At 48.8% G+C, this 26,880-nt stretch carries 38 protein-coding genes, 1 tRNA gene and 1 pseudogene; 6 read left to right on the forward strand and 34 right to left on the reverse strand.

The window, feature by feature from the left end; translation table 11 throughout:
* Nucleotides 1-119 precede the first annotated feature (119 nt).
* Complete coding sequence (locus VJB08_02565) at nucleotides 120-308, reverse strand: hypothetical protein (protein ID HLD42849.1); 189 nt, start codon at nucleotides 306-308, stop codon at nucleotides 120-122.
* Nucleotides 309-636: 328 nt separating this feature from the next.
* On the opposite strand from VJB08_02565, the gene VJB08_02570 reads away from it, so the two are divergent.
* A complete protein-coding gene (locus VJB08_02570) occupies nucleotides 637-1,467 on the forward strand; it encodes a tyrosine-type recombinase/integrase (GenBank protein HLD42850.1) in 831 nt (276 codons plus the stop codon).
* Nucleotides 1,468-1,512: 45 nt separating this feature from the next.
* Here VJB08_02570 and VJB08_02575 read toward each other — a convergent pair whose 3' ends face one another.
* The 26 genes and pseudogenes from VJB08_02575 to VJB08_02700 form a co-directional block, all read right to left on the reverse strand.
* Nucleotides 1,513-2,307, reverse strand: coding sequence for an EMC3/TMCO1 family protein (locus VJB08_02575; GenBank protein ID HLD42851.1), 795 nt, complete (start codon nucleotides 2,305-2,307; stop codon nucleotides 1,513-1,515).
* A 9-nt stretch (nucleotides 2,308-2,316) separates the two neighbouring features.
* On the reverse strand, nucleotides 2,317-3,708 hold the full coding sequence (secY, locus tag VJB08_02580; protein ID HLD42852.1) for a preprotein translocase subunit SecY: 1,392 nt from the start codon (nucleotides 3,706-3,708) through the stop codon (nucleotides 2,317-2,319).
* Nucleotides 3,709-3,713: 5 nt separating this feature from the next.
* A complete protein-coding gene (locus VJB08_02585; protein HLD42853.1) occupies nucleotides 3,714-4,178 on the reverse strand; it encodes an uL15m family ribosomal protein in 465 nt (154 codons plus the stop codon).
* Nucleotides 4,162-4,614, reverse strand: coding sequence for an uL30 family ribosomal protein (locus VJB08_02590; protein HLD42854.1), 453 nt, complete (start codon nucleotides 4,612-4,614; stop codon nucleotides 4,162-4,164). Before VJB08_02590 ends, VJB08_02585 begins: the two co-directional genes overlap by 17 nt.
* Nucleotides 4,607-5,449: a 30S ribosomal protein S5 gene (gene rpsE, locus VJB08_02595; GenBank protein ID HLD42855.1), complete on the reverse strand. Its 843-nt coding sequence runs from the start codon at nucleotides 5,447-5,449 to the stop codon at nucleotides 4,607-4,609. The genes VJB08_02590 and rpsE overlap by 8 nt, the downstream gene beginning before the upstream one ends.
* Nucleotides 5,439-6,011 carry a 50S ribosomal protein L18 gene (locus VJB08_02600; protein ID HLD42856.1) on the reverse strand — a complete coding sequence of 191 codons (573 nt, stop codon included), beginning with the start codon at nucleotides 6,009-6,011 and terminating at the stop codon, nucleotides 5,439-5,441. The genes rpsE and VJB08_02600 overlap by 11 nt, the downstream gene beginning before the upstream one ends.
* 13 nt (nucleotides 6,012-6,024) lie before the next feature.
* Complete coding sequence (locus VJB08_02605) at nucleotides 6,025-6,474, reverse strand: 50S ribosomal protein L19e (GenBank protein ID HLD42857.1); 450 nt, start codon at nucleotides 6,472-6,474, stop codon at nucleotides 6,025-6,027.
* A 200-nt stretch (nucleotides 6,475-6,674) separates the two neighbouring features.
* Nucleotides 6,675-7,031: pseudogene (locus VJB08_02610) on the reverse strand (50S ribosomal protein L32e).
* A complete protein-coding gene (gene rpl6p / locus VJB08_02615) occupies nucleotides 7,028-7,576 on the reverse strand; it encodes a 50S ribosomal protein L6 (protein HLD42858.1) in 549 nt (182 codons plus the stop codon). Before rpl6p ends, VJB08_02610 begins: the two are co-directional and overlap by 4 nt.
* Nucleotides 7,566-7,958, reverse strand: a complete 393-nt coding sequence (locus VJB08_02620; protein HLD42859.1) for a 30S ribosomal protein S8 — start codon at nucleotides 7,956-7,958, stop codon at nucleotides 7,566-7,568. Before VJB08_02620 ends, rpl6p begins: the two co-directional genes overlap by 11 nt.
* 8 nt (nucleotides 7,959-7,966) lie before the next feature.
* Nucleotides 7,967-8,197, reverse strand: a complete 231-nt coding sequence (locus VJB08_02625) for a 30S ribosomal protein S14 (protein HLD42860.1) — start codon at nucleotides 8,195-8,197, stop codon at nucleotides 7,967-7,969.
* Complete coding sequence (locus VJB08_02630) at nucleotides 8,194-8,700, reverse strand: 50S ribosomal protein L5 (GenBank protein HLD42861.1); 507 nt, start codon at nucleotides 8,698-8,700, stop codon at nucleotides 8,194-8,196. The genes VJB08_02625 and VJB08_02630 overlap by 4 nt, the downstream gene beginning before the upstream one ends.
* 5 nt (nucleotides 8,701-8,705) lie before the next feature.
* On the reverse strand, nucleotides 8,706-9,416 hold the full coding sequence (locus VJB08_02635) for a 30S ribosomal protein S4e (protein HLD42862.1): 711 nt from the start codon (nucleotides 9,414-9,416) through the stop codon (nucleotides 8,706-8,708).
* Nucleotide 9,417: 1 nt separating this feature from the next.
* On the reverse strand, nucleotides 9,418-9,798 hold the full coding sequence (gene rplX, locus VJB08_02640) for a 50S ribosomal protein L24 (protein HLD42863.1): 381 nt from the start codon (nucleotides 9,796-9,798) through the stop codon (nucleotides 9,418-9,420).
* 55 nt (nucleotides 9,799-9,853) lie between these two features.
* Entirely contained in the window at nucleotides 9,854-10,255 is a 402-nt protein-coding gene (locus tag VJB08_02645; GenBank protein HLD42864.1) for a 50S ribosomal protein L14, read from the reverse strand.
* Nucleotides 10,256-10,257: 2 nt separating this feature from the next.
* Nucleotides 10,258-10,668 (reverse strand): 30S ribosomal protein S17, encoded by a 411-nt coding sequence (rpsQ, locus tag VJB08_02650; GenBank protein HLD42865.1) that lies wholly within the window; start codon nucleotides 10,666-10,668, stop codon nucleotides 10,258-10,260.
* Nucleotides 10,669-10,732: 64 nt separating this feature from the next.
* Entirely contained in the window at nucleotides 10,733-11,041 is a 309-nt protein-coding gene (locus VJB08_02655; GenBank protein ID HLD42866.1) for a translation initiation factor, read from the reverse strand.
* Nucleotides 11,038-11,244, reverse strand: a complete 207-nt coding sequence (rpmC, locus tag VJB08_02660) for a 50S ribosomal protein L29 (protein ID HLD42867.1) — start codon at nucleotides 11,242-11,244, stop codon at nucleotides 11,038-11,040. Before rpmC ends, VJB08_02655 begins: the two co-directional genes overlap by 4 nt.
* Nucleotides 11,210-11,893 (reverse strand): 30S ribosomal protein S3, encoded by a 684-nt coding sequence (locus VJB08_02665; protein HLD42868.1) that lies wholly within the window; start codon nucleotides 11,891-11,893, stop codon nucleotides 11,210-11,212. The genes rpmC and VJB08_02665 overlap by 35 nt, the downstream gene beginning before the upstream one ends.
* The gene (gene rplV / locus VJB08_02670; GenBank protein HLD42869.1) at nucleotides 11,890-12,372 is read right to left on the reverse strand and encodes a 50S ribosomal protein L22; all 483 of its coding nucleotides are present in this window, start codon (nucleotides 12,370-12,372) and stop codon (nucleotides 11,890-11,892) included. Before rplV ends, VJB08_02665 begins: the two co-directional genes overlap by 4 nt.
* A gap of 2 nt (nucleotides 12,373-12,374) precedes the next feature.
* A complete protein-coding gene (locus VJB08_02675; GenBank protein ID HLD42870.1) occupies nucleotides 12,375-12,758 on the reverse strand; it encodes a 30S ribosomal protein S19 in 384 nt (127 codons plus the stop codon).
* A gap of 8 nt (nucleotides 12,759-12,766) precedes the next feature.
* Entirely contained in the window at nucleotides 12,767-13,480 is a 714-nt protein-coding gene (locus VJB08_02680) for a 50S ribosomal protein L2 (GenBank protein HLD42871.1), read from the reverse strand.
* A gap of 1 nt (nucleotide 13,481) precedes the next feature.
* A complete protein-coding gene (locus tag VJB08_02685; GenBank protein ID HLD42872.1) occupies nucleotides 13,482-13,754 on the reverse strand; it encodes a 50S ribosomal protein L23 in 273 nt (90 codons plus the stop codon).
* The gene (rpl4p, locus tag VJB08_02690; GenBank protein HLD42873.1) at nucleotides 13,751-14,563 is read right to left on the reverse strand and encodes a 50S ribosomal protein L4; all 813 of its coding nucleotides are present in this window, start codon (nucleotides 14,561-14,563) and stop codon (nucleotides 13,751-13,753) included. Before rpl4p ends, VJB08_02685 begins: the two co-directional genes overlap by 4 nt.
* A gap of 43 nt (nucleotides 14,564-14,606) precedes the next feature.
* On the reverse strand, nucleotides 14,607-15,539 hold the full coding sequence (gene rpl3p / locus VJB08_02695) for a 50S ribosomal protein L3 (protein ID HLD42874.1): 933 nt from the start codon (nucleotides 15,537-15,539) through the stop codon (nucleotides 14,607-14,609).
* A gap of 174 nt (nucleotides 15,540-15,713) precedes the next feature.
* Complete coding sequence (locus tag VJB08_02700; protein HLD42875.1) at nucleotides 15,714-17,015, reverse strand: hypothetical protein; 1,302 nt, start codon at nucleotides 17,013-17,015, stop codon at nucleotides 15,714-15,716.
* A 111-nt stretch (nucleotides 17,016-17,126) separates the two neighbouring features.
* On the opposite strand from VJB08_02700, the gene VJB08_02705 reads away from it, so the two are divergent.
* Both VJB08_02705 and VJB08_02710 read left to right on the forward strand, forming a co-directional pair.
* Nucleotides 17,127-17,975 (forward strand): zinc metalloprotease HtpX, encoded by an 849-nt coding sequence (locus VJB08_02705; GenBank protein ID HLD42876.1) that lies wholly within the window; start codon nucleotides 17,127-17,129, stop codon nucleotides 17,973-17,975.
* Between the two features lie 16 nt (nucleotides 17,976-17,991).
* Entirely contained in the window at nucleotides 17,992-18,237 is a 246-nt protein-coding gene (locus VJB08_02710) for an Lrp/AsnC ligand binding domain-containing protein (protein ID HLD42877.1), read from the forward strand.
* Nucleotides 18,238-18,349: 112 nt separating this feature from the next.
* Here VJB08_02710 and VJB08_02715 read toward each other — a convergent pair whose 3' ends face one another.
* The 4 genes from VJB08_02715 to VJB08_02730 all read right to left on the reverse strand — a co-directional run bounded on the left by VJB08_02715 (nucleotide 18,350) and on the right by VJB08_02730 (nucleotide 22,953).
* Entirely contained in the window at nucleotides 18,350-20,602 is a 2,253-nt protein-coding gene (locus tag VJB08_02715; GenBank protein HLD42878.1) for a DEAD/DEAH box helicase, read from the reverse strand.
* Nucleotides 20,603-20,809: 207 nt separating this feature from the next.
* Nucleotides 20,810-21,142, reverse strand: a complete 333-nt coding sequence (locus VJB08_02720) for a hypothetical protein (protein ID HLD42879.1) — start codon at nucleotides 21,140-21,142, stop codon at nucleotides 20,810-20,812.
* Entirely contained in the window at nucleotides 21,139-21,888 is a 750-nt protein-coding gene (locus VJB08_02725) for a hypothetical protein (protein ID HLD42880.1), read from the reverse strand. The genes VJB08_02720 and VJB08_02725 overlap by 4 nt, the downstream gene beginning before the upstream one ends.
* Before the next feature lie 354 nt (nucleotides 21,889-22,242).
* On the reverse strand, nucleotides 22,243-22,953 hold the full coding sequence (locus tag VJB08_02730) for a TraB/GumN family protein (protein HLD42881.1): 711 nt from the start codon (nucleotides 22,951-22,953) through the stop codon (nucleotides 22,243-22,245).
* Between the two features lie 101 nt (nucleotides 22,954-23,054).
* Here VJB08_02730 and VJB08_02735 point away from each other — a divergent pair, with 101 nt between their 5' ends.
* The 3 genes from VJB08_02735 (at nucleotide 23,055) to VJB08_02745 (ending at nucleotide 23,873) form a co-directional block, all read left to right on the forward strand.
* Nucleotides 23,055-23,339, forward strand: a complete 285-nt coding sequence (locus VJB08_02735; protein ID HLD42882.1) for a PRC-barrel domain-containing protein — start codon at nucleotides 23,055-23,057, stop codon at nucleotides 23,337-23,339.
* Nucleotides 23,336-23,767 carry a YbhB/YbcL family Raf kinase inhibitor-like protein gene (locus tag VJB08_02740; GenBank protein HLD42883.1) on the forward strand — a complete coding sequence of 144 codons (432 nt, stop codon included), beginning with the start codon at nucleotides 23,336-23,338 and terminating at the stop codon, nucleotides 23,765-23,767. Before VJB08_02735 ends, VJB08_02740 begins: the two co-directional genes overlap by 4 nt.
* A 35-nt stretch (nucleotides 23,768-23,802) precedes the next feature.
* Nucleotides 23,803-23,873 (forward strand) — tRNA-Gly (locus tag VJB08_02745).
* Between the two features lie 5 nt (nucleotides 23,874-23,878).
* Here the strand turns inward: VJB08_02745 and VJB08_02750 are convergent.
* The 3 genes from VJB08_02750 to VJB08_02760 form a co-directional block, all read right to left on the reverse strand.
* The gene (locus VJB08_02750; GenBank protein HLD42884.1) at nucleotides 23,879-24,208 is read right to left on the reverse strand and encodes a hypothetical protein; all 330 of its coding nucleotides are present in this window, start codon (nucleotides 24,206-24,208) and stop codon (nucleotides 23,879-23,881) included.
* Nucleotides 24,209-24,321: 113 nt separating this feature from the next.
* Nucleotides 24,322-24,825, reverse strand: coding sequence for a hypothetical protein (locus VJB08_02755; GenBank protein HLD42885.1), 504 nt, complete (start codon nucleotides 24,823-24,825; stop codon nucleotides 24,322-24,324).
* Nucleotides 24,826-24,930: 105 nt separating this feature from the next.
* A complete protein-coding gene (locus VJB08_02760; GenBank protein HLD42886.1) occupies nucleotides 24,931-26,709 on the reverse strand; it encodes a hypothetical protein in 1,779 nt (592 codons plus the stop codon).
* Between the last annotated feature and the right edge of the window lie 171 nt (nucleotides 26,710-26,880).

Here is a 26,880-nt window from a genome sequence, read left to right on the forward strand (position 1 = left end):
TAACAGTATATAACCTAAAGTCTTTAGATTTTAAGGCTATAAGACTTAATCCTGCTGAATTTGGATGCCCATAAGCGGAAAATCCGTTATGACTGATAAATAAGGAAAAAAAGAAAAAATCAGGATTTGAGCTTTTCCTGAAGCTCTTTATCCTGTTCAATGAGTTTTCTTAGAAAACGGGCATACATGGCTTCCCAGTAGCCGCATTTCTCATACCATGGAATGCGCCATTTCATAAGGTCTCTGACATCATTCTGGAGCTTGTCCAGCATTTCTTTTCTTTCTAACCATATTTTATCTAGTTTCATTTAATCACCTCAAATGTTTTTAATATTCCTAAAGGAAGGAAATCAATGAAGTTTTGTATGCAATGGAAAGCTCAATTAATCTCCTGACTGTCACTAAGGCATTTGAGGTTATGAAACTGAGAAATTGGAGGAAGATAAAGAATTGGGCATTGACCACAGAATAAGATGTTGGAGGTGAAATGGCAGAATGTGGCATTAATTTCGGATGGAAATTTTGTATGTAAGGCTAAAACTATTCTTTTCAATATCGCAAATAACCACAGGACACTGGACATCTTCGCGTGAAGTATTTAAACTAATAATTGATTATCATAACAATGTGATTCAAATGGACGTACCGGAATTGATAAGGAAAGAAGGGCTAAGGAGAGGGTTAAGCCACAAAACAATAAGGACTTACAGGCAATGCGTCAGGAAGTTCTTCGGCTGGTTCAAAAAGGAGCCGAATGAAGCAAGCAAAACTGACATTAAAGATTATCTGGACCTGATGATTGAGAAAGGCGCATGCGGCAGCACCATTAATGTGAACTTGAACGCATTAAAGTTTTTTTATGGCAATGTTTTACGCAAGCGGCTGATGATCAATATAAGATACTCAAAAACGCCTAAAGCGCTGCCAATCGTTTTGACTAAAGAAGAAGTTGCAATGCTGATAAATTCAATAAGCAATCCCAAGCACAAGCTTATGGCAAAGCTTATGTATTCTGCCGGGCTTAGAGTAAGCGAGCTTGTTCATCTCAAGCCGGAAAATCTTGACATCAGGAACGGCTATGGATGGGTAAGGCATGGCAAGGGCAACAAGGACAGGATGTTTGTAATAGCGGAAAGCATTAAGGAGGAGCTGGCTTCGTACATAGCAAAAGAATGCGTGTCTTCCGATTCTTATATCTTCAGAGGATTCAGCGGGCACATCACCACAGCAACTGTAAGGTCTGTAATAAAAAATGCAGTGAAGAATGCCAAACTATCCAAGCATGCCCACCCGCACACTTTAAGGCACAGCTTTTCAACGCATCTTATAGAGAACGGAAGCAGCGTTGCAGAAGTCCAGTCATTGCTTGGGCACAGCAGCGTAGAAACAACAATGATCTATCTCCATATCGCCTCTCCCAAAATGATTGGCGCAAAAAGCCCGATTGACAGCCTGCCTATCCTCTAATCCGGGAGATCAATCCCAGATTATGATCCTCCTGAGCAGCTTGCCCTAATACACCTTCATCAGCTTCCTCAAGACAAGGCTGAACACCAACGAGAATATGATGTACGTGCCAAGCCAGCCGAGCTTCCAGCCGAAGAGATTCATGACAACCGCTTTCTTATTGCCGATGCTGAGCGACTGGATCCCTGCATCTTTCAATGAAGGGGTTCCCTGATATTCCTTTTCTGTGATGATGGGAGTTTTTACCCTCCTTTCATTGGTTATCAGGATCTCTGCCTGGAATTCCTTTCCATCCACTGTGAACTCGATGATGAATTCGTCTCCTTTAGGATTCTGCAGCTTCTGAGGCGCAATCACATTCCAGGCAATCTGCTTTGTTCCTGTTCTTTCCTGGGTTTCCTGTGTTCCAAAAGCAAATCCCTGAGGAAGGCTTAAGGCAGCTGCATGCTCAGCATCATCAAGGAACTGCACGCTGACCTGGAACTCCTGGCCAGGCTTAATGGGATCTGCTGCATAGGCGCTGCTCAGCCAGCCGAATATGAGGAATACAGGAATCAACGTGAATATCATCGGCTTGAATGACTGCATCATATATTTCATATTTACTTCCATTGCCTTCTTCTGGAGCTCTATGGCCTTCTTTGGGTCTTCCCGAGATGCCTTCATATCCTTCTGGTGCTGCTTGATCTCTTCCTTCAGCTGCTTCATCAAGACTTGGTCAGTTGTCCATTTGTATATGAGAATGATAAGCAATGAGATTGCAAAGCTGATGACCCCTATGCCGACCACTGGAGGAAGATTCAGAACAGGAGACATCATTGCATCTATCCATTCAAACATTGCATGGCCTCATTGCTGCATAAATCTCCTCATCATCGGATGCATGTCCATGACATGCTGCTGCGCAATCTCTTCGTAGAGCCTGTAGACAATCATGACCGAAAGCAGGATCCCTGTGCCTGAGCCAAATGCGCCGGTGAGGTCAGCCAATGATGCGAGAAGGGCTATGCTAATCCCGCCCATAATCGTGAGCGGCCAGATATACCTGTTCAGCATGCGCTCCAGGATGCGCTCATCTTTCCGAAAGCCAGGGATCTGAAGCCCTGAGGCCATGATCTGCTTTGCCTGCGACCTGGAGTCCATCCCTGAAGTCTGCACCCAAAAGACTGAAAAGACAGCACAGCCGACAACAAAGAAGAGGATATAGACGATGCTGCTGACAACATCAAACCCCCTGAAGCTTCCTGTAATCACCTTGCTGAGCACGTTTGGAGCAGAGAGCCACAAGACCAGGCCTGATGCAGGGCTATTGCCGACAAATGTTCCAAGAAAGGGGTGCCCCCAGTTCTGGAGCAGCCGAGCCCAGAGCTGAATGTTTGCAATAAGCGCAGCTACAAGAATCACCGGGATGTTGCTGGTGTAAAAGAAGTTCAGCGGCCATCGAATGCCATACCCTCTGATCCTTCCAAATGAAAGCGGAACCTCAACCTTGATTGACTGGCCATACACTGCAATGACAAAAACTATTATTGTGGAAAGGATGCCTGCCAGCATAAGCGCAGCAGTGGTAGGGTCTCCTGAAGCCAGGCTCTGGAAAAGCGCAGGGATTGCGCCTACCATAATCCCCGGGTTGGTGGGAGAAGCCAAGGGAGAGAATGCCCTAATAAATATATTCTGGGAGACTCCTGCCACAATGAACAGGCTGATTCCAGAACCAAACCCCCATTTTGAGACAATCTCATCCATAAACATGATAAGGATTCCGCCTAAGCAGAGCTGGAATATCAGCAGCAGCTGGAGCTGCAGGAACAGGCCGGTTCCCTGGAACTCCACCGCAGGAGACAGGCCGCCCATGAAAACGTAGATTGAGGCTTCAAAAATGATAAACACAAACGCCAGGAGCTTCTGGATTCCCTGGAATTTCTTTTTTCCTTCTGAGGTGGTAAGGTCAAACTTAACAATGCCGGATCCGTTCAGGAGCTGCAGCACAATCGATGCCGTAACGATTGGGCCGATACCCAATGAGATGATGGATCCGAAGCTGGCTCCGAGGATTATCGAAAGGAATTCAAACTGCTGCAGCGCGTTCTCCCCCAGGCCGAAGAGCGGAACAAGCCCAAGCACATAGAACAGCACCAGGCAGATCCCTGTCCATTTGAGCTTCTCTTTAAATGAGACCCGTTTATGTGTCGGGCCTACTACTTCCGGCAAATTTGAGATAAACCCTTCCCAGAATCCCATTGTCTTCAGCCTTGGGATGCAGGCGCCTGTTTATTTAAATCTTTCTTTAGGATGACCTGGCCACCGGATCTCTCTACCTTCTTAACAGCGCCGCCGGATGCAGAATCAGCTATGATCCTATACTTCCTGGTTGGCGTACCTTTGCTGAGAAGCTTACTGAATCCAAGCTTGGTGATATCAATCTCTGTGCGTTCTTCTTTCTCGCTGGCAAGGTGAGAGCCAAGGAGCCCCTGATATTTTTCTTCTATCCAGAGGAGGTTGACTGTTTTCTCCCTCACCATCCCCTGATGATAAAACCCTTTTGGAAGGGGAATCTTCCAGTAGCTTGGCTTCTTTGCATCCCCGCGCTTTCCGGAGCCGGCCCTTCCGCGGCCTCCGCGGTTTCCTGCTCCCCGATGCTTCTTCTTTGCCCCCCAGCCATGGGTCTTGCTTCCCCGCAGGCGGACAGCTTTCTTACGCTTGAATCTCATCATGCACCATCCGCCTGATCAGCGAGTTTATCTCTTTTCCGCGGTTTCCAAGGCTGCCGCCGTTCTGATAGCTTACTTTCAGGCCTTTGCGCTCAAACCCTCCTAAGGGGTTGTTCAACCTGAAGAACGGCTTTATCTTCCGCTCGTCTTTTCCGCGCCATCTGCTGGTGTAGGACATCTTTCCTTTCCTATCAGCTTCCCTGCCAGCCCATCTTTCTCCTCTCTTCTCGATCAGGAACTTGAATGTTTCAGGGTCAATCTCGCCAAAGGTAACATAATCCTTCACTTTGTGGATCATCCCCATGATGCTCGGGCTCTTTTGGCAGACGGCGCAGTAATTCCTTGCATAGAGATGCAGCATGTTCAGAGTTTCATCCACGCCCCTCTCGATGCTGGCCTTTCCTCTCAGCCGAATTACTGCGATGTTGTCACTCATTGGCGTCTCCCTCATTCGGAACTTCCGGAACTTCTATTACCTCTTCTGCAATCCCAAGCGCCTTAGCCTCCTTCTGGCTCACTTTCATATCAGACATCCGCAGCAAGGCATTTCTGCATGCAAAGACCACATTCATCTTCGATTTCTGGTGGCCTACTATCTTTGACCACACATCACGTATGCCTGCCAGCTGCAGCATTGTCTGCACATCTGAAGTTGTCTTCAGGCCTGTTCCTTTTGGCGCAGGAATCAACCTGAGGATGACGCTCCCGCACTTGCCCTCAATCGTGTATGGAATGCTATGCGGATTCGCGCATCCGCACTGCCAGGAACCGCATCCTCGCTTCACATTCATAATGTTAAGCTTAGCGTTCCGAGTTGCCTTCTCTCTTGCCGGCACAGTCTCCTTGCTCTTGCCGTGCCCCAGCCCAAAGTGCCCGTTCCTATCACCAACTACTGCAACAATTGTAAAATGAGGCTTGTTGCCCTCCTTGGTCTTTTTCTGCGTCTGCTTAAAGATCCGCTTCTGGCCTCCACCGAACTTTCCTTTTGCCTGACCAACAAACAGCAGCTCAGTTTCCAACCCGGGCATCAGGATATCAGTTATCTCGGATTCCAGAATCCTATGCCCGCTCTCAATAATCTCTCCGATATTCGTGATCTCCCCTTTCTTTACCTTAAGTCCGAGAAGAGTCTTTGGCTTCCACATCGCAGTATCAATCCCAGTCTCCTTCCCTTTTAGGGGCTCTGCTTTCACTTCTACCTTCACCTCTGCTTTCACGTCTCCCTCCTTTATATGAGGAAGAGCCTCGGCATCCTTGCGTTTACTTGGCATTTTGCCCCTCGTTTATAGCTTCAATGGCTTTCCCCATATCCTCTATCTTCAGACCCTCTTTCTCGTATCTGGAAAACTGTTTTTTGTACTTTTCAACACCTTTCTGCTTCAGGAAATCCGCATACGCCTTGATCAAGCTGCCATTTACAACCTCTGCTTTCGGGAGCACAGATTCCCCGCATGCAACATCGATTCCCGCGTCTCGAGCGCCTTTTACTGCAGAGAAGATCCTCAAGCTCGGGCGCTGCTTGCCGATATCCACGACTGCTTCCTTGATGCCGCCGGCAATCCCTTTTCTGCCGACCCTGATCCCGGCGATATATGCCGAAACAGCGTTGCCGGTGCTGTACTTCCAGCCGGTTTTTACAAGGTCTCTCGTAGATGCTGCAGCCACAATCCTATCCCCTTGTTCTCCATACTCGGCAATCTGGACGATGGTATTGTTTAGCGTCCGCCTCACGACAAGCCGCGGCTTTCTTGAAAGCAGAATCTTCAGGCGCTTCTTGTAGTCAGTCTTTCCTTTCCGTTTCCTCCTAAACCCGATCACTTTATGGCTTGTCATATCATCTCCAGCATCATTTCTTCAAGAGCTTGTTCTCCTCAAGGTAGAGGTTCATGTGCCTCTTGCTTCTGAAAAAGCCGCCCTTTGCCCTCTTATACATCGTCCGGTATACTTCGCCCTCAATCTTCTTTCCGCTTTTTAACCCCTTCAGTATCCCTCGCTGAAGCCGAATCCGCTGCATCCAGCTCAGCTTTTTCTCTGTCCTGGCTGTCTTTTTGCCCTTTCGGTGGCCAACACCTCTCCGCCTTCCCTTCCGCTTTTGGAGCATGTTCTCTCTTATCCTTCCCCTGGATATCCCCTTCACCCTCCTCTTTTGGATAACCCCCTGAGCTATCAAACTCCTGATATCAGTCTTTGTCACAGCTTCCTTTATCTGCTGGGCTTTTGCAGGATCCATCCATACCCTTTTTCCCGAGCATCCTAAAACAGAGGCTGCCAGCCTCCTTTGCATACCTGTCCTCATGATTGGTTCCCCTTTGTCAGCACTTTATCCTTCTCCAGCTTTTCAGCAGCTTTCCTGTCCTTGCTCTCGTCCTCTTTTTGGTCTTTCTTTGCCCTGACTGGAGCCTGTTCCGTCTTTGTTCCGCTCTTGACTGTTTTTTTCTCCTTCTTTTCCTTCTGGGCTGCTTCGGCTTTCCGGAGGAACTCTTTCGGGTCTTTTATATTGACTATCTGCAACCCCGTCTCGAGAGCCTTCTGCACAATCTCCCTGCGCGCCTTCATACCGACCCCACTGCGGATTATCACCGCCTGCCGGGATGCATCAAGGCTGCCAAGGCTCTCAAGATTTGCAACCAGAACAGCCTCTTTTCCATCTTTCGTGAGCCCCCTCACGTCTTTAGGCGACCGATACCCTTTCTTGACAATTCTCCTGTATCCCTTGAGATGCAGCCTCATCTTTGAGGTTATTCCCTTGGGTCTTCGCCATTTCCAGCCGAGCCCCGGCTTCTTATGGGCGTCCTGCCTGATAAACTCAGGCTTCTTTCCCTTCATCTGGGCCCGAAGAGCAAGATGATTCATTCTTGCCTCCTGGTCCCCTTGTTTACTATCCAGATTCCATCCTGAAAGATGCGCCGGTCCCTGTTGGTGATCCTGCAGAGCTGCTCGATGGATGCTGCTGTCTGTCCTGCCACTTCTTTGTCAGCTGATTCAACCACGATTTCAAATCCGTCCACCCGAACACTTGCAGCTTCAGGTATCTTTATGATGCGGGGAATCTTCTCACCGTAAAAATTCTTGACTGTCAGATCTGTCCTGCTTGAGGTTACATTCATCGGGAAGTGCCCTGAACAGATCCTCAGCGTGTACCTGTACTTTTCTCTCACTCCAGCCATCATGTTCTTTATATGAGCCTGCAGCGTACCAGCCACCTTCCTTTCACGCCTGCTATTCCTTGCGGCTGCAATCACCACTACCTTGCCCTTCACCTCAATCTTCATTCCAGGATTAATCCTTCTTCGTTCCACCTGACCCTGCGCGCCCTTCACTACAATCTTCTCCGGAGTTGCCTCTACCTGAACCCCTTCCGGTATCGGAATCTCCATCACAAGCTGGTCAGTAGACATATGCTATCAGCCTTCCTCCTATCCGCTTCTTCTTTGCATCCTCATGCGCCATAATGCCCTGGGATGTTGAAACAACCAGCATACCAAACTCCCTTGCAGGGAGGTATCTCTTCTCAAACTTCTCAAACTGCCCTTTCTTTACCGAGTGCCTCGGCTTGATTGCATTGCACCCATTAATCCTCCCTATCAGATCTACCTTGAGGAAGTTGCCCTTCCCGTCCTGATGCTCAGTTATCCCGCCAATATACATCCTCTCATTCATAATCCTGAGCACTTCCTTGAGCGTCTTTGAGAACGGCTTCACCACGCAGTCGCGCTTGGTAGCCTTTTCAGCATTCATAATCTTAGACAATGCGTTTGAGACTGGGTCGTTGAGTACCATGGTTCACCTTAATCATATTTCTTAAATCCTATCTTCTCAGCAGTATCCCTGAAACACTGGCGGCAGAGATGAATATCATACTTCTGTACATGAGCCTGTATCCTGCCGCACCTCCGGCAGGGGCGGAGCGCAATGCCGCATGTCCTCTTTTTAGGGGAGTTATGCTTCAGATACTTCCTCATCTTTACAGGCTTTGCACGGAGCTGCCTGAACATCTTTTGGTATGATGATGCTGTCATTCTTCTTCCTCTTTCAATTTCAGGCTGAACTCTTTTTTCATGAACTCGATCGCATCTTCCTGTGTTATCTGATGCCTCTTGCCGACCCTGCTTCCGTTTTTCCGCCGCTTAACACGAAATCCTGGGCGCTCGAGTGTCACTGCAACTTCCAGCCCCATGACTCCCACCTTTGGATCATATTTCGCATCGGCAATATCTATATATTCAGGAATTCCGAATGAAACATTTCCGCTGCTGTCAAACTGGCGCCGCAGCAATGTGTTCTCCTTGCTCGCCATGAGCCTCTTCAGCAGCTCGGCTGCAGCGCCTTTTCGCAGCGTGATCTTGCACCCAATGGGAAGCCCTGGCCGAAGGCCCCATTCCGGAATCCTTCTTTTTGTCTTTGTCTTTACAGGGTCTATCCCTGTAATATTCTTGAGCAGCCGAATTCCTTTTTCCAGTTGTGCCTGGTCTTTCCCAGCGCCGACATTCAGCGTGACCTTCTCGAGCCGTATCTGCCTCATAGGATTCATTCTTCAGACTCCGTGACAATCGCAACCGGATGCTCCCTCCCGCACACCAGGCTGTATTTCTTCAATGTCTCACCAGTCTCTCCTTTCCCGGTCCTGATGATTATCCTCTTGCCCCTGATTGACTGGACTGCAGCAAGGCTGCCTTTATACTTCCCGCCCTGAAGAAGCACGGTCATCCCTTTCTCAAGAGGAATAAACTCCATAATCTCCTGCGTTGGAAGCTTCAACACAACAGAGCCTCCTGTCTTGTATTGCTCCGGGGCCTGCTTTGCGATAAAATTCCTTCCGTTACTGAGATTTACCTGTATGCTGCCGCCCCGCACATTTGTTTTATTTAGCACCTTTGCAATCATGATCGTTGCCTCTTTTTCTGGGATCTCCCTGGCAGCAATCTTACCTTTTCTGTTCATAACGATCCGATAGTATCTCCCGAGCTTCGGGATTGAGACGACGTCCAACAGGCCGACCAGATCCTTCTTATCCTGCAGGCGCTTTCCATTGCACAATATTTCGTTATGCAGCAGGATCTTCCTCGCCTCTGCGCCAGTTCCAGCTTCATGGATAACCTCCTTGAGAAACGTGGCTATGGCCAAACCGTGCTCCATCTTGTGGGATCCCGGATAGGGCCGAAGCGTGAACACCTCTTCCTTCCTCCTTATCGGCCATGACACCGGCATGGCAATCCTCTTTAAGTGACGCTTCGCCATCTTATTTCCTCTTCAGGCCTTTTAGCCTGGCTTTGTCTTGACTGCTCAATTCCATGATCATGACATTTGACGAATGAATCCTGACAAAGGCTTTGGCGCCATCTCTCCTGTTCCTTTCGATCCCATCGATATAGACTCCCTGCCTTTTCCGGTCAACAAGGTTAACCTTTCCGATCTTTCCAGCAAATTCGCCCCTCATAACCTTTACCTTGTCGCTTTTCCTTACCCCCATTGATCTCTTCCCGAATTTTTTCCTCAGCTCCTCGGACATGGCCGCGCGGATCAGCCTCTGCTGTATGTGCAATGGTGCATTTTTCAAATACTTTCTCTGCTTTCTCGGCTGTTTGCTCGCCTTCCAGCATCCTGAAAATTTTGATCTCATCTTCTCAGTTCCATCCTTTTTGATATGCGATATGCGGCGTTCATCGTATACATCCTTACACTATGTTGCCAGCTAACTTTGCGATTCCGGGCCACCGCTCAGTCACTTCCTTTGCGATGGCTCCTTTGAGCATCGTCCCTTTTGGATTTCCCTTATCGTCCTTGAGGACAACGACTGCATTATCTGCGAACTTAATCCGCATCCCATCTCTTCTCCGGTACTCTTTTCTCTGGCGCACAATCACCGCAAACATCACCTGCTTTCTCATGTCCGGCTTGCCTTTCTTTATCGAGACAGTCACCATGTCGCCAACGCCGCCGGTCGGAACGCGTCCTTTTGAGGTCTTCTTCCTCTTAAATGATGTAATCTTCACAAGCTTTGCACCTGAATTATCGCATGTGCTCACGAGTGAACCCACCAAGAGCCCATTTGTTATCGTTGATTTCACTGCCAGCATGCTTATTCATCCCTCGTATCCTTATTTGCTGTATCTTCTGCAGTATTCACGGCGGCTTCCGGCCCATCTTCTCTCCGTGTCAGGGATTCTTTTCTTCTTTCCAGCTTTTCCTGGAACAGCTCGTCTTTTCCTGCCTTCCTGATGATCACCGTCTTCTTTGATTTGCTCAACGGCCTGCATTCAGAGACTACCACATGATCCCCTATCTCAGCATTCATGCATGCGGGGTTGTGAGTTCTCAGCCGCGTGAATCCACGGAGATACCTCTCATATTTCTGGTTAAAGATCATTCTCTGAAATTCGATCGTCGCTGAGCGATGGAGATCCTTCGCAATGACCACTCCTTCGAATGTCCTTCCCCTTGTGCTTACCTTCCCATGCACCGGGCATTTCCTGTCTTCACATGTTTTCATTCTGCCTGTTCCTCTTGTATGGCTGCTCCTATCACTTTGGTCACGCTCTATCCTCTCGCGAGCATTATTTGACAAGTATCGTTTCTGGCGCAAAGCCCAATGCTATCAGGGCACCCTTTGCCCTTGCTTTGTGGTTGCCCTGGAGTTCGATGTTGCCTTCCTTCGCAGTCCCTCCACACGCAAACTTCATCTTGAGCTTTTTTGCTATGTCTTTGAGCCCTATCTCCTTCTCATCAATGCCGGAAATGATTGTGTATTCCTTTCCGAACTTTTTCTTGACAAGGGAAACGATTATCTTTTGACCTTCTTTTGCGATTGTCTCGCACATGCAGAGTTCCTTTGGAAGTCCGCATTTCGGGCATATCTCACTCATCCTTGTTTCGCCACCTCCATTTCTTTAAGGATCGTCATCATCTTTGCTATCGCCCTTCGGGCAGTCCTGATGCCTTTTGTATTCTTCGCAGACGCCCCTGTTCGTGCGCCGGAGCGGAGCCTCATCAACTCAGAGCAGAGCTCGGCCACCCTTCCTTCGAGCTCTTTCTTACTGCTTTGCCTGATCTCTTTGATCTTTACCATCGCCTGATTTCTCTGCAACCTTCTCCACTGGCGCTTCTCCTGCCTTCTCAGCCTTCGCACGGAGCTTGATGTTGTCCGGGAGTTGCGCGTCTCCCCTCATCACCCGTACTTGGATCCCTACAGTCCCGGTCTTCAGCTGCACTGCTGCGTAGGCTTTTGCGACCTGGGTCTTCGCCACATCACCGCTCTTTTTTAGGTATCCCTGGTAAAATCTCCATCTCTTCGCACGCGCGCTTGGTATCTTTCCTGACATGATAATCTCGATACCGAGGGCGTTCGCCTGCATCGCGCTGCTCATAGCCTTGTGGCCAACAGCTTTGAACTTCGATATCCCATACCTCTCGATCGAATTCGCGATTGTGTCTGCGATGATTTGAGGATCAGTCCATACATCTTTCACTTCGCTTATCTCAATCTGCGGGTTCTCAAGATTGAATCTCGTCTTTAGCGTTCGGGTCAATTTTTTGATGCTTTGCCCCTTTCTCCCGACGATGATGCCGGGGCGGGAGGCATAGACAACAATCTTTTCACCGAGCGGGGTCTTCTGCATCTTCACCTGGCTCAGCCCCGCCCTCTTCAACGTCCCTATCACATACTCCTGAATCTGGAATTCCTTGATATTTTCTGAAACAAACTGGCGCTCGATCATTTTTTCTGTTCCGCCTTGACGGCCTGCTCCTGCTGGAGCTCTGCGCCAGCATCCTGGCCAATAACAATCTCGATATGGCTTCGCTTTGCCCGCCTTCTCCGCTGCCTGCCGAACCTGAACGGGCGTGAGGCCTTATTCACGCAGATATGCCTCACTGCAAGCTTGCTTGCGTCGAGCCCTTTGAATTGCGCGTTTGCCTCAGCCATGCCCAGCAGCTCCAGGAAGAATCCTGCGGCCTTCTTTGGAAACCTTCCTGGCCCGATGCCAGGCTTATGGCCTATCCCTTTGTTGAACCGTGTAATCCTGACAGGAGTTTTTCCAGCTATGACCCTGGCCAGGAGATCTCTGGACCTTGGCACAGTCTTATGCCGGATACTCCTTGAAACCTCTATCCCCTGCTTTGCGGAGATTGGAGCATCACGTATCTGGGCCCTGGCCATCGTTTCCTTATCCCACTGCTGAAAAGCGTACTTTCTCATTTCTACTTCACACTCAAGTTTGCGCTTGAACGGGTTGCGCCTACTCCTGGAGCATTGTGCTGGACCCTTTTCCGTGTCAGGCTAAACTCGCCGAGCCTATGGCCCAGGAACTCATTCTCAATGCGAACATTCTCGAATGCCCTGCCGTTATACACCCGTATCTGCAGCCCCACCATGTTCGGCAGGATGACCATATCCCTGCAGTGGGTTTCAATGTTTTTCTTCTTCATCTGTATATTCTTCAGGAGGATCTTCTCCTGTTCGGTAAAGCCACGCTTGACCTTTCTGCGCTGGACTGAGGGAAGGAGTTCTGCAAAGGAGCTGAAATCCATCGCCTTCATCTCTTCCAGCGAATGGCCCCTGTATGCAAACTGTTTTTTTACCATTGCGTTGTTTACCCTCTCCTGCGGCCTGTCCTCCTCGGCGCGATCTTCCCGACCTTCCTTCCTGGGGGCGCATTACGATCCGACTGCGTCGGCCTTCCCTTATGGTGGGAGCTTGACCCTCCAAAAGGATGATCAACAGCATTCATGGAAACTCCGCTCACTTTTGGATACAATTTGCCGCGGGCGTGCATCCTATGATATTTATTTCCTGCTTTGTAAAACGGCTTCTCGAGCCTGCCTCCTCCGGCCACCACTCCTACCGCTGCCCTGCACTTCCCCAAAAAATCATGGGTCTTCTTTGATGGAAGCATGACAACAACCTTTCCATCCTTCTTTGCAAGGATTCTGCCAAAGGTTCCTGAGCTGCGCACAAATTTCCCTCCGTCTCCGGGCTGCACCTCTATGTTATGGATGAGGGTTCCTTCGGGCATGTCCTTCAGCTCCATGATATTCCCTTCTTTGACCTCTGCATTGGGGCCTATACTTACGCTCTCCCCTTCCCGAAGTGACTCTGAAGCGATGAGCAGCGACTCTTTTCCCTGAATGCTTACCTTAGCAAGAGGAGCTGAATGCCCGGGATCCTTTATGATCTCAACAATCAGGCCTTTTTGCCCGAGAGGCAGCTGGCTTGGGAACTTTGCGGCTCCATAGAACCGATGCCCGGGAGACCTGTATCTGGGGGATCCCCTTCCACGTGCCTGTTGAATAAGATTCTTTCCCATACTACATCATCCCCAGTTTTGTTGCAATATCAATAGCAGGCGTCTCTTTGCTGAACCTGATAAATGCGCGCTTTTCACCTTCCGGGCTTATCATCGTCCGTACGCTTGCAACCTTAACTTTAAACATCTCCTCAGTAGCATCCCTGATGCCTTTTTTGTCAGCTTTCTTATCAACTACAAATATGAGGGTGTTCTCTGATTCCATCAGCCGTATTGACTTCTCTGTCGATAAGGGGAACTTGAGGATCTTCCGCGTTGCTTCTTTTTGGCTCATTTTTCCATGTAGAGTTTTTCTTTCTGCATCTTTTCAATAGCGGCTTCTGTGAAAATGGTAAGCCTGCCGGGATCTCCGCCAGGGGCGAGGAGCCTGCAATTGAGGCTTGAGGCCAATGTGGCTTCCACCCCTCTGATGTTCGCAACTGCCCTGAGCAGGGGGCAATCTCCTGAAACCACGATGAGGGGGCCTTTCTTTATCCTGTACTTCCTCCCTCTCGTCTTTCCTTTTCCTGCCCGGATTTTTGCGGATCTGGTCCGTGACATCTCTGCTGCGAGACCTGCAGCCTCCAGCATACTTATAACCTCTTTTGTTTTTCCGAGCTGCTCTGCTTTTGCTTCAAACGCAAATGGATACTCCGCAGGAACCTCATGCCCCCGGGAAGCGACTGCGGCCGAATTCATGGCAGAGGCAAGCGCGCTTCTAATCGCCTTTTTCCGCTCTTTCTTGTTCAGCTTATGGGTCCATTTCTTCTCAGCTTTAGGAGGATGCGCGCGCCTCCCGCCCACCATGCCTGGAGCGAATGCGCCTACCCAATTGAACCGCGTACCGCGCCGGCTCATGATCTTCCTCGGCACTCTTGATATCCCAAGGCCATACGATCCTTTGTATTTTCTTCTCCTTCTTGATATCTTGGCAGATGTCCGCATTCCTGCCTCAGGATCAGCGCCATAGGGTTGCCTGTCATGACCCCTGATCACAAGAAACGCCCTCCTCACCAAATCAGGACGCATTTCCTCGTTAAACTGCTGCGGGAGATTTGTTTCTCCAACCTTCTTTCCCTGAGCGTCTTTTATTCCTATTTTCATGTGCTGTTTTCCAATCGTGCTCACTGCGGCTTCTCTTTGGTGATCACTGCACCGACAGTATCGACGGAGCCTTTGCTTCGGTTTTTCTCAGGCTTCGCGAAAGCCGAATCAGCCTCTTTGCAGGCCCGAGCACAGACCCCTTTACCAGCAGATAGCTGTTCTTCATTATGCCGTAATGCTCAAATCCACCCTTCCTGTTTATCTCCTCAGGTTTTGAGGATAGCTTTAGGACCCACTTATTCGCTTCGGTTCTTGTGTGGTATCCCATCTGGCCGGCATGTGCAACCCTGTACATCATGTGCTGCTGGGCCTTCCAGGCCCCTAAGCTCCCCGGACCGCGGATAGTCTTCTCTGATTTATGGCTTCTCTTGCTGACCCCGAATCTCTTAACAGGCCCCTGCACCCCTTTGCCTTTGGTCACTCCATGAATATCCACAAACATCCCTTCATGAAGCACATCCTCGACCTTCATCTCCTTCCCAAGATGCTCTTTTGCAAACTTGAGCTGATCTTCTTTTGACCCGCCAACTGCAATCTCGAAGATTTCGGGCTTCTTCTTCCCGATTCCTGTTTGCCTGGGCTGCGTATACACCAACAAGCGGACATAATCAAAATCCCTTATTTCCTTTTCTGAAGGCTCCTTTTTGCTGAGACTTATCTTCCTTCCAAGGGCGTCTTTTTCAGGCACCTTTGCATTGAGCTGGGCTATTACCCTCCGGTTTCCAGAGATCTCCTTGTAGATCCTTACTCCTAGAACTTTGATCGGAGGGCATTCGATTATTGTAACTGGGATAGCTGCTTTCTCTTTTGATTCCAGCGCCATCACATGCGTCATACCAACTTTATAGCCCGCAAACCCCAGAGGCTTTGCCTCCTTAACAGCCCTCCAACTCCTAATCTTTGCATATTCCCTCCTGGCCCTCTTTCTTGGCCAGAATTGCATTGACCCTGATCGCGGTTTGTGTACTCTCGGCATTGCTGATCGGCGCTAAACAACCTTTTGACGGCATCTTTTGTAAGAAACAGTTATCATAACTGTACTGAAAAAGATGCTTTTTCAGGCTTGTTATGTGGTATTTAAAGTCCTTTAAATACAACCTATATGTGCATTTGATGCACACACGCTTCTCAAGGTAGAACCGGCATCGGTTTATAAAGGTTTCTTCTTTCCGGTTCCAGCCTTCCTCATGCTGTACTGCACAGGGTTTTTTATTTTAGCGCAGAGATTGTCCGGATGGCATACTCCTATCCCCACATAGTACATGTCGTTGCTGCAATTCGGAGGGAGAATGGACTTCTTCCTCTGCTTGTGGTACCGTATCTGGGCAACAATCGAAGACTCTCTCAACGGCTCCTGATTTGTTTTGTTCCACTCCCTCATCTTTTTTTCAATCTCCTCATGGCTCCAGCCAACGCTTGTGAGGAAGTTCACTGCTACAAAAAGCGCCCGTTTTCTTCCGTCGCGAATCCCCTGAAATATGCGCTTCATGCAAGGCGGGAAGAACTGTTCCGGGATTGCAGTCTCACTGGCTTTGAACTCTCTCTGTTCCGGCTCCTCACTTTGCAGCCCCTGGACATAATCAAATGCCTGGATAAACAATTGTTTGGCCTCATTTTGCCTTGCGCTCCCCGCTTCAAGAAACCCTCCGCTGATCTTCACGTTCTCGGGCTTCGCCTCATCTTTGCTGAACCGGAGAATCCTGTTGCTGTCTATGGGGATGGATACCAGGCCAGACTTTTCATTGAACGAATACGCGCTCCGGTATAGATGGCGCGATGATATCAGGATGGTGTCGATGCTGAGCACTGCAAACGGGTCAAGCTTTCCATCTTTCACAAGCTCGCTGAACGGCTTTTCCACGCTCTGCGCTATTTCTTTTATAGGACTGGCCTTCAGCAGGCAGCCCGCAAGCGGATCCCTGATCATCTCGGCAAGATACACTGCGATATTCTTTGGGCCTTGAGGGAAGAGCTGCGCGGTTTCCTTTCCATGCACAGTCTTCGGAAATGCTTCGAACGGGATGCCGATATGAAATCCATGGTTTCCAGAGAACTTCACGCTCACACTCTTTATGTTATGCCGCTCAATTGCCCTTACAATAAGGTCAGCAGCAATCTTTGAGTACTCGAGAATCTTGCAATCGATGTCGATAATAAGGTCCCACCCTTTGCGGAGGGCATTCAGGTCAGCCTTTTGCAAGGCGGCATCCAGCGCAAGAGGGTTTTTCCATCGCTCCTCGCTGATGTGGAACGAGGATACTCCTGACTTGACAAGCTCAATGATGTCATTCGGGTATTGCAGGATATCCGGCCGCTTCCCAAAACCACCCTCTCTAAACCGAACTCCAACTTCCCTGCCCTCTGCACTCTTGAGTATCTCCTGCTGAACGCCTCTCTGCTTGTAGAATCTCAGCAAGGTTCCCTTATCCAGTTTCGGTGCTTCTATGCCCATTGATGCCCTCCGATTAGCACACTTCGATGAAGCTCAACAGCCTTATATGATTTGTGATTTGGAGCTCGCACTTTCACAAGATTTTTAAAGCCTTTTCCCTTCGCTTTATCCATGCTCGGAGGCCAATTTAAGACAGTCATCCTGCTTGCGCTCCTTACGGCACTGCTCCTCTGGGTGGGGTCGCTTTGGAGCACGACCGGGCTTGTTGTTGCAGCAATCTTTGTCCTTCTTATGAACCTCGGATCCTATTGGTTTTCTGATAAGGTTGTCCTGATGATGTACAGGGCTCGCGAGGCAAAAGAGCCAGAGTACTCCAAGCTCCATAGCATTGTTTCTGAAGTAGCCCAAAGGGCGAATCTGCCAAAACCAAAGGTCTATGTCATTGACTCTCCTGTCGCAAATGCGTTTGCTACTGGCAGAAATCCGAAGCACGCAGCAATTGCCGTTACCAAAGGGATCATGGATCTGCTGACAGCAGATGAGCTGAAAGGGGTGCTGAGCCACGAGGCAGCCCATATCAAAAATAGGGATATCCTGATATCAACTGTTGCAGGAACCATTGCGGGGGTCATCTCCTATGTCGCAGCAGTTGCCAGGTGGTCTGCAATCTTCGGCTTCGGTGGGAAGGATCGGGACAACAACCTCCTTGAACTCCTTGTCCTTGCGATCATCACCCCGCTTATAGCCACGCTTATCCAGCTTGCCATCTCAAGATCCCGCGAGTACATCGCGGATGCCACTGGCAGCGGATTCTTGCATTCAGGCCTTGGACTTGCGTCAGCACTTGAAAAGCTGCAGTCCCATTCCAAGAGATTCTTCTTTCCCTTAACCGGAAGCACACAAGCAACTGCGCATCTCTTCATCACAAACCCCCTCAAAGGTTCTGGGCTCATGCATCTGCTCTCTACCCATCCGCCTACTCATGAGAGGATCAGGCGGCTTCGCAGCCAAACATTTTAACAAGAGGTGGTGCTCTTTGGAGAAACAAGTCATGTACTTACTTATTCAGGCGCGGTTTGGCAGGGTCGACCGCGTTGCCACAAAGCTTCTCAAGTACAAGTCCATCCAGGACGTCCATGAGCTGCTTGGGCAGTGGGACATCATCTGCAAGGTCAATGGGAAGGATATGAATGAGATCACTTCTTTTCTTGAAGGCGAGATTCTCCCAAATGCAGACATCGCAGGAGTGGAAACGCTGATTGTAAGCGATACCATCTCATAGCTGCAGGTTTTACTAAGCTGGGTTATTCTCGCTGGGTAGAATTCAACTTCTGCATTACAGTTTCAACATTTTCTAAAAAACAATCAGCCTTGCGCCCATTCCGCGATCATGCCTACTTTTTTTCATCACTGTTGCCTGCCTGTCCCGATGAGCGCAGATCTTTTGGAGGAGCGTCATCAGCGTACTCTGCTTCAACAACCTCTTTTATCCTTCGTGCTTTCTTTTCGCCAATCTTCTCAACTTTCTTCAGTTCCTCTTCTGATGCATTGATCAGATTTTTTATACTCCTGAATGCCCTGAGAAGAGGCCTTGCAAGCGCAAGGCCGATATTTGGAAAGCTGCTTACAATATACTCCTGCTGCTCTTTGAGCGTTGAGGTCTTTTTCTCAGGATGCGGGGAGAATGAGGAATCCTCCTCCTGCTCCCTCTTAGCAATGATGTGGATGAGCTTTGCAGTCTCCTTATAATTTTTCGTGAAGAGCAGAGGCACCTTATACGAGACTGCGATCGTGGCAAGCATGCCAACCACAGCATTCGGGTGGATATTCCTTATGGAGAAAAGGTCCTCTTCGCCCTCAATAACCACCAGGGGGGCCTCAAAATTCCTTTTGAGTTCCTTAAGCTGGCTGAGGAGCCTTCCGTCAATTATTGAGTCGACGAAATCCCTCCTTGTCTTGAATTCGACGCCAACCCTGCCTGTAATGAAATCGGCTGAAATGAGGCTCTGCACATGAATCCTCGCTCCATTATCGACAAGCTCTTTGATTACAGGATTTCCCTTCTCTCTGCTATCAGCAAGAATCCTGACCTTATCTTCCTCAGGTATAAACTTCTCAAGCGGCGGCTGCGCCGAAAGCCGCCTTGTCTGGAGCTGCTTTAAGATCTGCACCATCCTTTTTTCTTTCCTGTTTGCGGCCCAGCGGTAGCCTTCATCCAATGTGCCTTTCGTCATCAGGACAAGGACCTTCCCTTTCTCCTGCCTGCCAGTTCTCCCTCTCCGTTGGATGTGCCGGATTACAGAGGGAAGCGGCTCGAAAAAAATCACGAGGTCAACCTTTGGGATGTCAATCCCCTCTTCTCCAACAGAGGTCATGCACATCACATTGAACTCTCCTTTGCCAAATCTTTCCAGCAGCGCTTTCTGCTCCTTCTGCGAGATGCCAGTCCCTCCTTTCTTGGCCTGACCGACGAAGAGCTGTGCCCGCATCCCATTCTGGCTCAGGATAGAGGCAATGTTCTGCGCGTTGTCGCGGTATTGATTAAACACGATGATCTTTGCCTGTGGATTTGCTTTGATTTCTGAGCTGACGATGTTCTGCAGCTCAATAAGCTTCGGATGCTCGACCTTCTGCTCTGCCAGCTGCTGAACCTTCAGGCCCGCAACCTTGAAGTTGATATCCTGCACAACGCTTTTTACCGCTTTAACCGACGTATGGCTCGCTTCAGAGTTTACCTTTGAGATGTATTTGTTCAGCGCTTCTATCCCCTGCGTTTCGAGGAGCTCTAATGCATAGCTTACCTTCATGATCTCTGCAAGCACCGAGATTGCATTCCAAAGCAGGAAATCCTTCTCTCCTGAAGCTGCTCTTCCCCTGAGCTGGGCCTGAAGCATGAGCAGATCCTTTCTGGACAGGTTTGTGGTGTCTTCTCTCTGCAAGATCCCCCAATGCTTGAGTTTCTGGGCGCGCTCCTTCAGAAATTCCTTGAAGTGCTGCTGAATCTCAATGAAGGGCTTTGGCAGCTCCACCTTTACCCATCTGATTTCAATCTCCTGGATATAGGGCCGGACATCTGCGTCTTCATCAGTCCTCACTTCAATATTCTCGATGAAGAGATTGACCAGGACTTCGTTAATCTTTTCAAGGTCGGATCCCGGGGAAGCAGTAAGGCCAGTTATCAGCGGAAATCTGGCAGCTTTCATGAATTGCCTGGCAAGAAACACGTATGCATAATCTCCAACTGCCCGATGCGCCTCATCAAATCCGAGCAGGCAGACTTCCTCAAGCCTAATCCTTCCTGAGATGATATCATTCTCTATGCCCTGAGGCGTTGAGAAGACCACTTGGGAAGATTTCCACAGCTCGGCCCTTTTCTGCGGAGCTACAAAACCTGTAAATATCGCAAGCTTCTCTTGGTCTATCTGAAGATGCTTCCTGAAGACTTCGTAATACTGCTCGATGAGCGGCCGGGTAGGGCCAAGGAACAGCACTTTAGAATCGGGATAGAGCGTGAGGCGGTGCGCGGCAAGCATCAGGAAAATATTGGTCTTTCCCAAGCCCGTCGGCAGGACTATCAGCGTATTCCTGCGAGATGCAGAATCAAGGATGCTCTCCTGGTACAGCCTGGGAGTAAAGTCCCGGATCACGCTTTGGAGGGAGCAGTGCGAGTTTAAATAGGTTGTTAGAACCAAAGGCAGCGTTCAAAATCTCCCGGGTTGCCATCGGCTCGCCTGAGCGTTCTAAGGAATAAAGCTGATATCCCCGAGGGGGCAAGTCCCCCTATCAGCTGTGCATCTGCCTGTAAAGAGGCTCGCAAGAATGGTGGCAACCTTCATTTTGAACGCTGCCTAGAATCAGATTTCTGTGCTTGACAAAATGCCTTTCTCATGGAGCCAGTAGGTTATCCAGGCTCCGGCAATAAAGAAGACCACGATAAAATTCCGATTCGTGTACCAGCCTCCGATGATATAGCCGATCAGGAACCCAAGCAGGATGACAGACCAGGATACTTTAAATGTATCTTTCTCCTGCCACCAGAGCCTTCCTCCTAATGCCCCAGCAATGAACACAATGATGTAGCTCACACCTTCTGTCGGAGCAGCAAGAGCGAGAACCAGACCGAGGACAAGGAAGAAGAATCCCACAATCTCCGGCCAATGATTGTGAAATTGCGCCTTTCTGTTCATACCATCACCTTTGATTCCAAGAAGATGTAGTAGAGAAGCCAGACGATTCCGCCAATCAGCAATGCCCAGAAGAACGAGAAGATACCTACGAAATAGATAAGGAGCCCGTATCCGACGATGCTGCCAACAGTAAAGGCGTAGGTCAGGCGAGAATAATAGAAGAATCTGCTGCCATCCAGCGGAGGGATAGGCAGAAGGTTGCCGATACCATATGCCCAGCCGATGACAAACAGCTTTGATATCAACGCGCTCTGCCACCCGAACCAGATATCGAGCGTCTTAAAGAAGCTGACAAAAAGAATTGAAGCCAATGGCCCGGAGAAGGCAATTGTTCCGTATGCTGTAATGTTTGTCCCAGGCCTGAACCACCCTAAGCGGTGCGCCGGAAGGAAGTGGAGAAAAACCCCTCCTGGTGCCAGGAGCCAGAACCTGCCTTTCGAGAGAAGCGCAATGATAAGCCCGATCCCAACCCCATACAGCCATAGTTTGTATTCCACCCTGAACCCCTGGTAGAATCCGTAGATCTTCTGGACTGAGATGTGGACTAGAATGACTGCAGCAACAAGAACTAAGCTTTCTGTCATGTTCATGGCCCAATCAGTGATGTTGAAGGCCTCTCTCCTGTCATTGAATCCGATAATGAATGCAGAAGCAATAATCGCTACCAACACCGCAATTGTCTCATTGTACTCAAAGCGGAAGTCTGTCTTCGTTTTGTAGATTACGTCTTGCACTTTCCAGGGCATGCAGCATTTCTAAGAAATTATGTATTTAAAGCTTTGGGCTCCTTAAGCTCTGTCCAGCTAAGGGTTGCCGCCCTTTCTGTGAGGTTTTGAACCAAGACATCAGCACCGACAAGGGAGTCGCCCCCATGGAGGAATGTCGGCTAGCAGCAGAAACAACGCAACCGAACTTGGCGGCAACCCGATCCTCTATGAGATTCAGGACAGAGCCTGTTGGCTTACCCTATGCTCGGCTCAGTAGAAAGTCAATCGGCATCGAGCTCGCTTGTGAGGGCATAGGCGATTGCTGACACCCCCGAGGGGGCATACCATCTGTCAGCAGTGCTGATGAAGCTCGCAAAAATGATGCCGGACTTTCTACTGAGCCTCTATGCTCACAGAATAGGATATATCAGATTCACCTGGGCGATGCGATTTCAGCAGCAGGCTGATCCCTTCCTTATGCCCTGCTCCAACGACTGCAACAACTTTCTTATCCGGATGCTGGGCAAGGATTTTTTCGAGCTCTGATGCCATGTGCCGGTTCCTCTCTTCGATCAGCACCTTGTAGACATTCGGATACCTGTCCTTGACCTTAGTCATGAGTTTTTTGATAAGCTGCTCCTCAGGAACCTTCCTTATATCAAACTCGAACTCAGGCTTACGGATTACTGCCCTTCCTAACGCCTTTAGGATATCCAGCACAAACCGCCACTTTTCCTTCCAGCTTAATGTCTCAGAGAGCCTCTTCAATGTGATCTCGATATCCTGGTCTATCAATGCAATTGGAATGCCTTTCTTCCTTGCATGCATGATGGCTGTTCTCATCTCTTCTCCTGGGGATACTCCCACAAGGTCACCCAGCTTACGCTCTGCCCAGGCTCCTATCAAGGCAAAGAGATACCCTTTGATGCCTATCCTCTTCCAGCTCGCTCTTTTTGCACTGGTTTTTTCAAACAGGCCACGAATGCGCTTTGCATCAATCTCAAGGCAGACAACCGCAGGGCTGTTGGCATCTATGGCTTCTGCCACTTCCCTTATGCTTTGGGCTGCAATATGGCTTGTTCCTATAAGGATGAGATGTTTCATTTTTTACTAGTGATTCCCAATGCTATATAAGGTTGTCCACTTTACCACAGAAAATTATAAAAAGGATGAAGTTTTTATTCCAAAGTAAGAAAGGTGGTCCTATGCTAAAGCTGAAGAGAATATCAGAAACATATGATATGAAGGTATTTACAGATACCGGAGAATATTTCGGAGATATTGAGGAGACAATGCTTACCCAGACAAAGGTATCCGGATGGCGCGTAAAAGCCACAAAAGGCTCCTACCTTGCCAAGGCCCTTGGATCTGCGAAAGGGGTTATTGTCCCCCACCAGCTTGTCAGGAGCATTGGGGATATTATGATTATCAGCAAGGCTGCTGTCCCTTCCTACAATCCTGAGGAAGAGGAAGGCGCTGCTCAGGCATGAACCTCAGCAGCACTGCATTCTCTGATGGCGAAGCCATCCCCTCTCCCTTCACCTGCTCAGGCAGGGATATAGCACCGTCACTCTCCATCTCAGATGTTCCAGGACAAGCCAAGAGCCTCAGCCTGATCATGGATGATCCTGACGCTCCTGTTGGAACCTTTGTCCATTGGGTCGTTTGGAATATACCTCCTGATGCGAAGGAACTTGGCCATGGGATAAACAAAGGTGTCCAAGGCATGACTGACTTCGGAAGGATAGGCTATGGAGGGCCTTGCCCGCCTTCAGGGAAGCATAGGTATTACTTCAAACTCTATGCACTTGACTGCATGCTCCAGCTGAGCGAACATGCAGGAAAAAGGGAACTTGAGCAGGCAATGAAGGGGCATATCCTGGCCCAGGCTCAGCTGATGGGCACGTATACACGTTAAGTATTTAAAAAACGCAATTCTTCTTTCCTGTTTGCACGGCTGTGATCTAATGGCATGATACCAGCTTCCCAAGCTGGTTATCCGGGTTCGAATCCCGGCAGCCGTATGAACTCAGTGCTGGAAGAACCGATTATCCTCAAACTCTTCATCCTCAGAAAGGAGCTTTTCTGCAGCAGATTCCTCCTCAGAAACGTTTGCTGAGCCGCAATAGGGGCATTTGTTGATAGATTTTGAGCCGATGGTCTTTGCAAACATATAGCTGCAGGCATTGCACTTCATCTTGATTCTTGGTTGGCTTTTCTCCTGGCGTGCTTCCTCTGGCTCAGGACTTCGGATCCCCCTGCATGAGCTGCACACCAGTTCTCTTCCCCGTATATCGGCAGAACTCAACGTAACTTTTTTTCCGCACTTTACACACTTTACCATCGCCTCTTTGGCCATTTTAGCTTTGCACAGTCTTCCATACATTTAAATCTTTTGCTTTGGCAGAGTAACAACAGAACACCGTGAATGTACTTCGGGCATTTCCCCTAGGCAAGGCACTCACTCGGCTGCTAGGGCATCTTCTTCTGCCTGAGCTTCTGGATATCTGCCTGGAGCCTGCTGATGGCACGTATATGGGGATCTATCGTCTCATTAGCCTTGATGCTGAGCTTGAGCAGCTCGACTTCCAGGATGAGCTGGATTTCCTTCTGATCAAGGCTGTTATGGATTGCCTGTATCTCAGCGACCTGATCTTCGCTCAATGCAGCAACAGCAAACCCTGTTGTGCGCGGATATCTGCTGAGCAAGTAGCTGTTTGTCAGGAACGCAGAAAGAAATATCAGGGCAATGATTGCTCCAATGATGACCACTGCCTTTTTGCTGCTGAGTGTGCTTTCCTCGAAGAGCGTGCCCTGTTCTGAGGCGTGCATCACCTTGAGGTAGGAGGCGAAAGCGCCATCTACGTCATTCTTTGTATGGCCCTGGCCATAGAGGGCATTCCTGATTGAATGGCTTGTGAAGCCCCTCTTCTGGCACTGCGCAATATACTCGATTACTTTTGAATCTGCAGCCATGTTACCAGAAACATGACTGTTTTTGATTAATAAATGTTGCGGTTTTTGGGCTCGTTGGGTAGAATCCTCTATTCAAGCAACTATTGACTGCTCCTATCCCTTACCTTATTCCACCTTTTCCCTGACTATAACGCTTCTCGCTTTCCCAGCCAGAGCCTGCTCGAGAAGGTTCTTCCTTTCCGTGTAGCTGCTAATAACACTCTTCACTGGGTCAGTTTCCCTCTTCTTTGTTTCTTGTGTGACAATATGCATTGCCTCTCTTCTGTTAGAGCCTGGAATATACAGCTCTTCGGGAGCAATAGGCACAATCAAGACTTCTTTCACATGCCTGCATCCAGCCATATATTCAAGAGCTGAGTCTTCTATGAGATGCCCCACTGTTCCATCGGCATGTCCATCTGGTCCTGTCCCTTCCCTCGAAAAGAGTTTTCCACTTATCATCTCTTCGAGGCCCACTACGGGAAACAGCTCATTTTCCTTTTGCGCTTCTTTCCACTTATCCATAGCAGCGCGATATACTGTTTTGCTGCTCAGTTCAAACCCTCTGTAGGGATCGTACTTGTAAATTCCATCAGTCCTCTTTATTAAAATGACTTTTTCAATTCCATAAAACTCAGCAAGCGCAATGGTGTGGGTGTCAGAGTCTTGGAGAGGGATCTCGTCTCTTACAAGAATATAGTGAGGAGCCATTGCAATGAGGGGGGTCTTTTTGTTGCTGTTCGAGATAAAATAAAATGCCCCTGGACCGATAAGCGAAGACCTCTCAGGCGTAAATATTCCGTGAATCATTTTAAGATTTGTCATCAATACTTCCGCAATAAGTTCTGGATAGGAGGAGTTTACGTATCTTCTATTGATAAATTCAGCCAGCCACGGATTCTCTTGCTTCAGCTTGGCTAAGTGCAGGGCTTTCCTCACAGTCTGTCTTTCCCTCTTTACCTTATCCTCTAATTCTGTAATTGGTGTGACACGCCCTGTCCATAGGGCCTCGCCCTCCTGATATCTTCTGGATAAATCTTCCTCTACATATCTTTCTACAGATTCTGCATACGTTTCTGCAGATATCTCCCATAATCTGAGGTCTTCTATCCCGCCTGTTTCTATCCCAGAAAGTATCTTTCTCAGAGCCGTTTTATGTTTGGTAAACATTTCGTCTAATTCATCTCCTACAAGATTGCCGCTAAGGAAACTGAGTTCCGGTGATTTGTTCCTCCACAACCCGTATTTCTTCTGGTAATCTTTTATCACCTCTCCGAGTTGCCCTGCTCCTACGGTGCAGATGATCCTATGCTCCTGCATTTTTTGCTTTTTGCTAAGTGGATTTGGAATTTGATTTTGAGCTAATTTGGAAATGATGTGGCAGTACATTGCCAGTGAGGGGTCATACTCTCTCTGCCTGTCGTAATCCAATGCGCTTCCTCCGATTTTTATGATTTTCCCACGCTGAATCGGAGACGGGACACGGAATAATTTTCCGGCCAGATCCTCAAATGCTTGGGCATTTTCAGAAATACCCTCCATACTGTATTTCACGCCTGTGTTCACTGCCTGAATCCGTAATTGTTCAGTGATGGCTTCTCCACCTTTACTTACCATAATCTGTGGCATAAACGGATCGGCCCTTCTTATTCTTGCAATATGGGACATATTCCCATTGAGCTGCTTGTTGTCATACACTACAGCTGCCCAATGAAGTGGTTGCTGTAGATCAGGTTCTCCTACGATTTTCTTTGCCTCTTCAACAGAATCCACCCTCTTAGTATCAAACGCATTCCATCTTGATCTCTGTTTCTGAGCCAGGATGTTGTTGATGCATTGTGTAAGGTCGTCTCCTTTCTCAACAACAAGAATTGGCAATGCTTTTGAGAGATTTAGGCTGGCCATGCAGTCCAGGATATCAGCATTCCTTATAAATCTTTTTACTACTTATCAGTAAGATTAAAGAGAACAAAGAAGAAAAAAGAGGGCAAGGAGTGCCATTTCCTATAAAGATACTTTATACTTCTTGCTCAGCAGCGCTCCCTGCTCTTTTCTATGGATAACTTTTCTGTGCAC

The sequence above is a fragment of the Candidatus Nanoarchaeia archaeon genome, assembly GCA_035290625.1.
GTDB lineage: Archaea > Nanobdellota > Nanobdellia > Woesearchaeales > DATDTY01 > DATDTY01.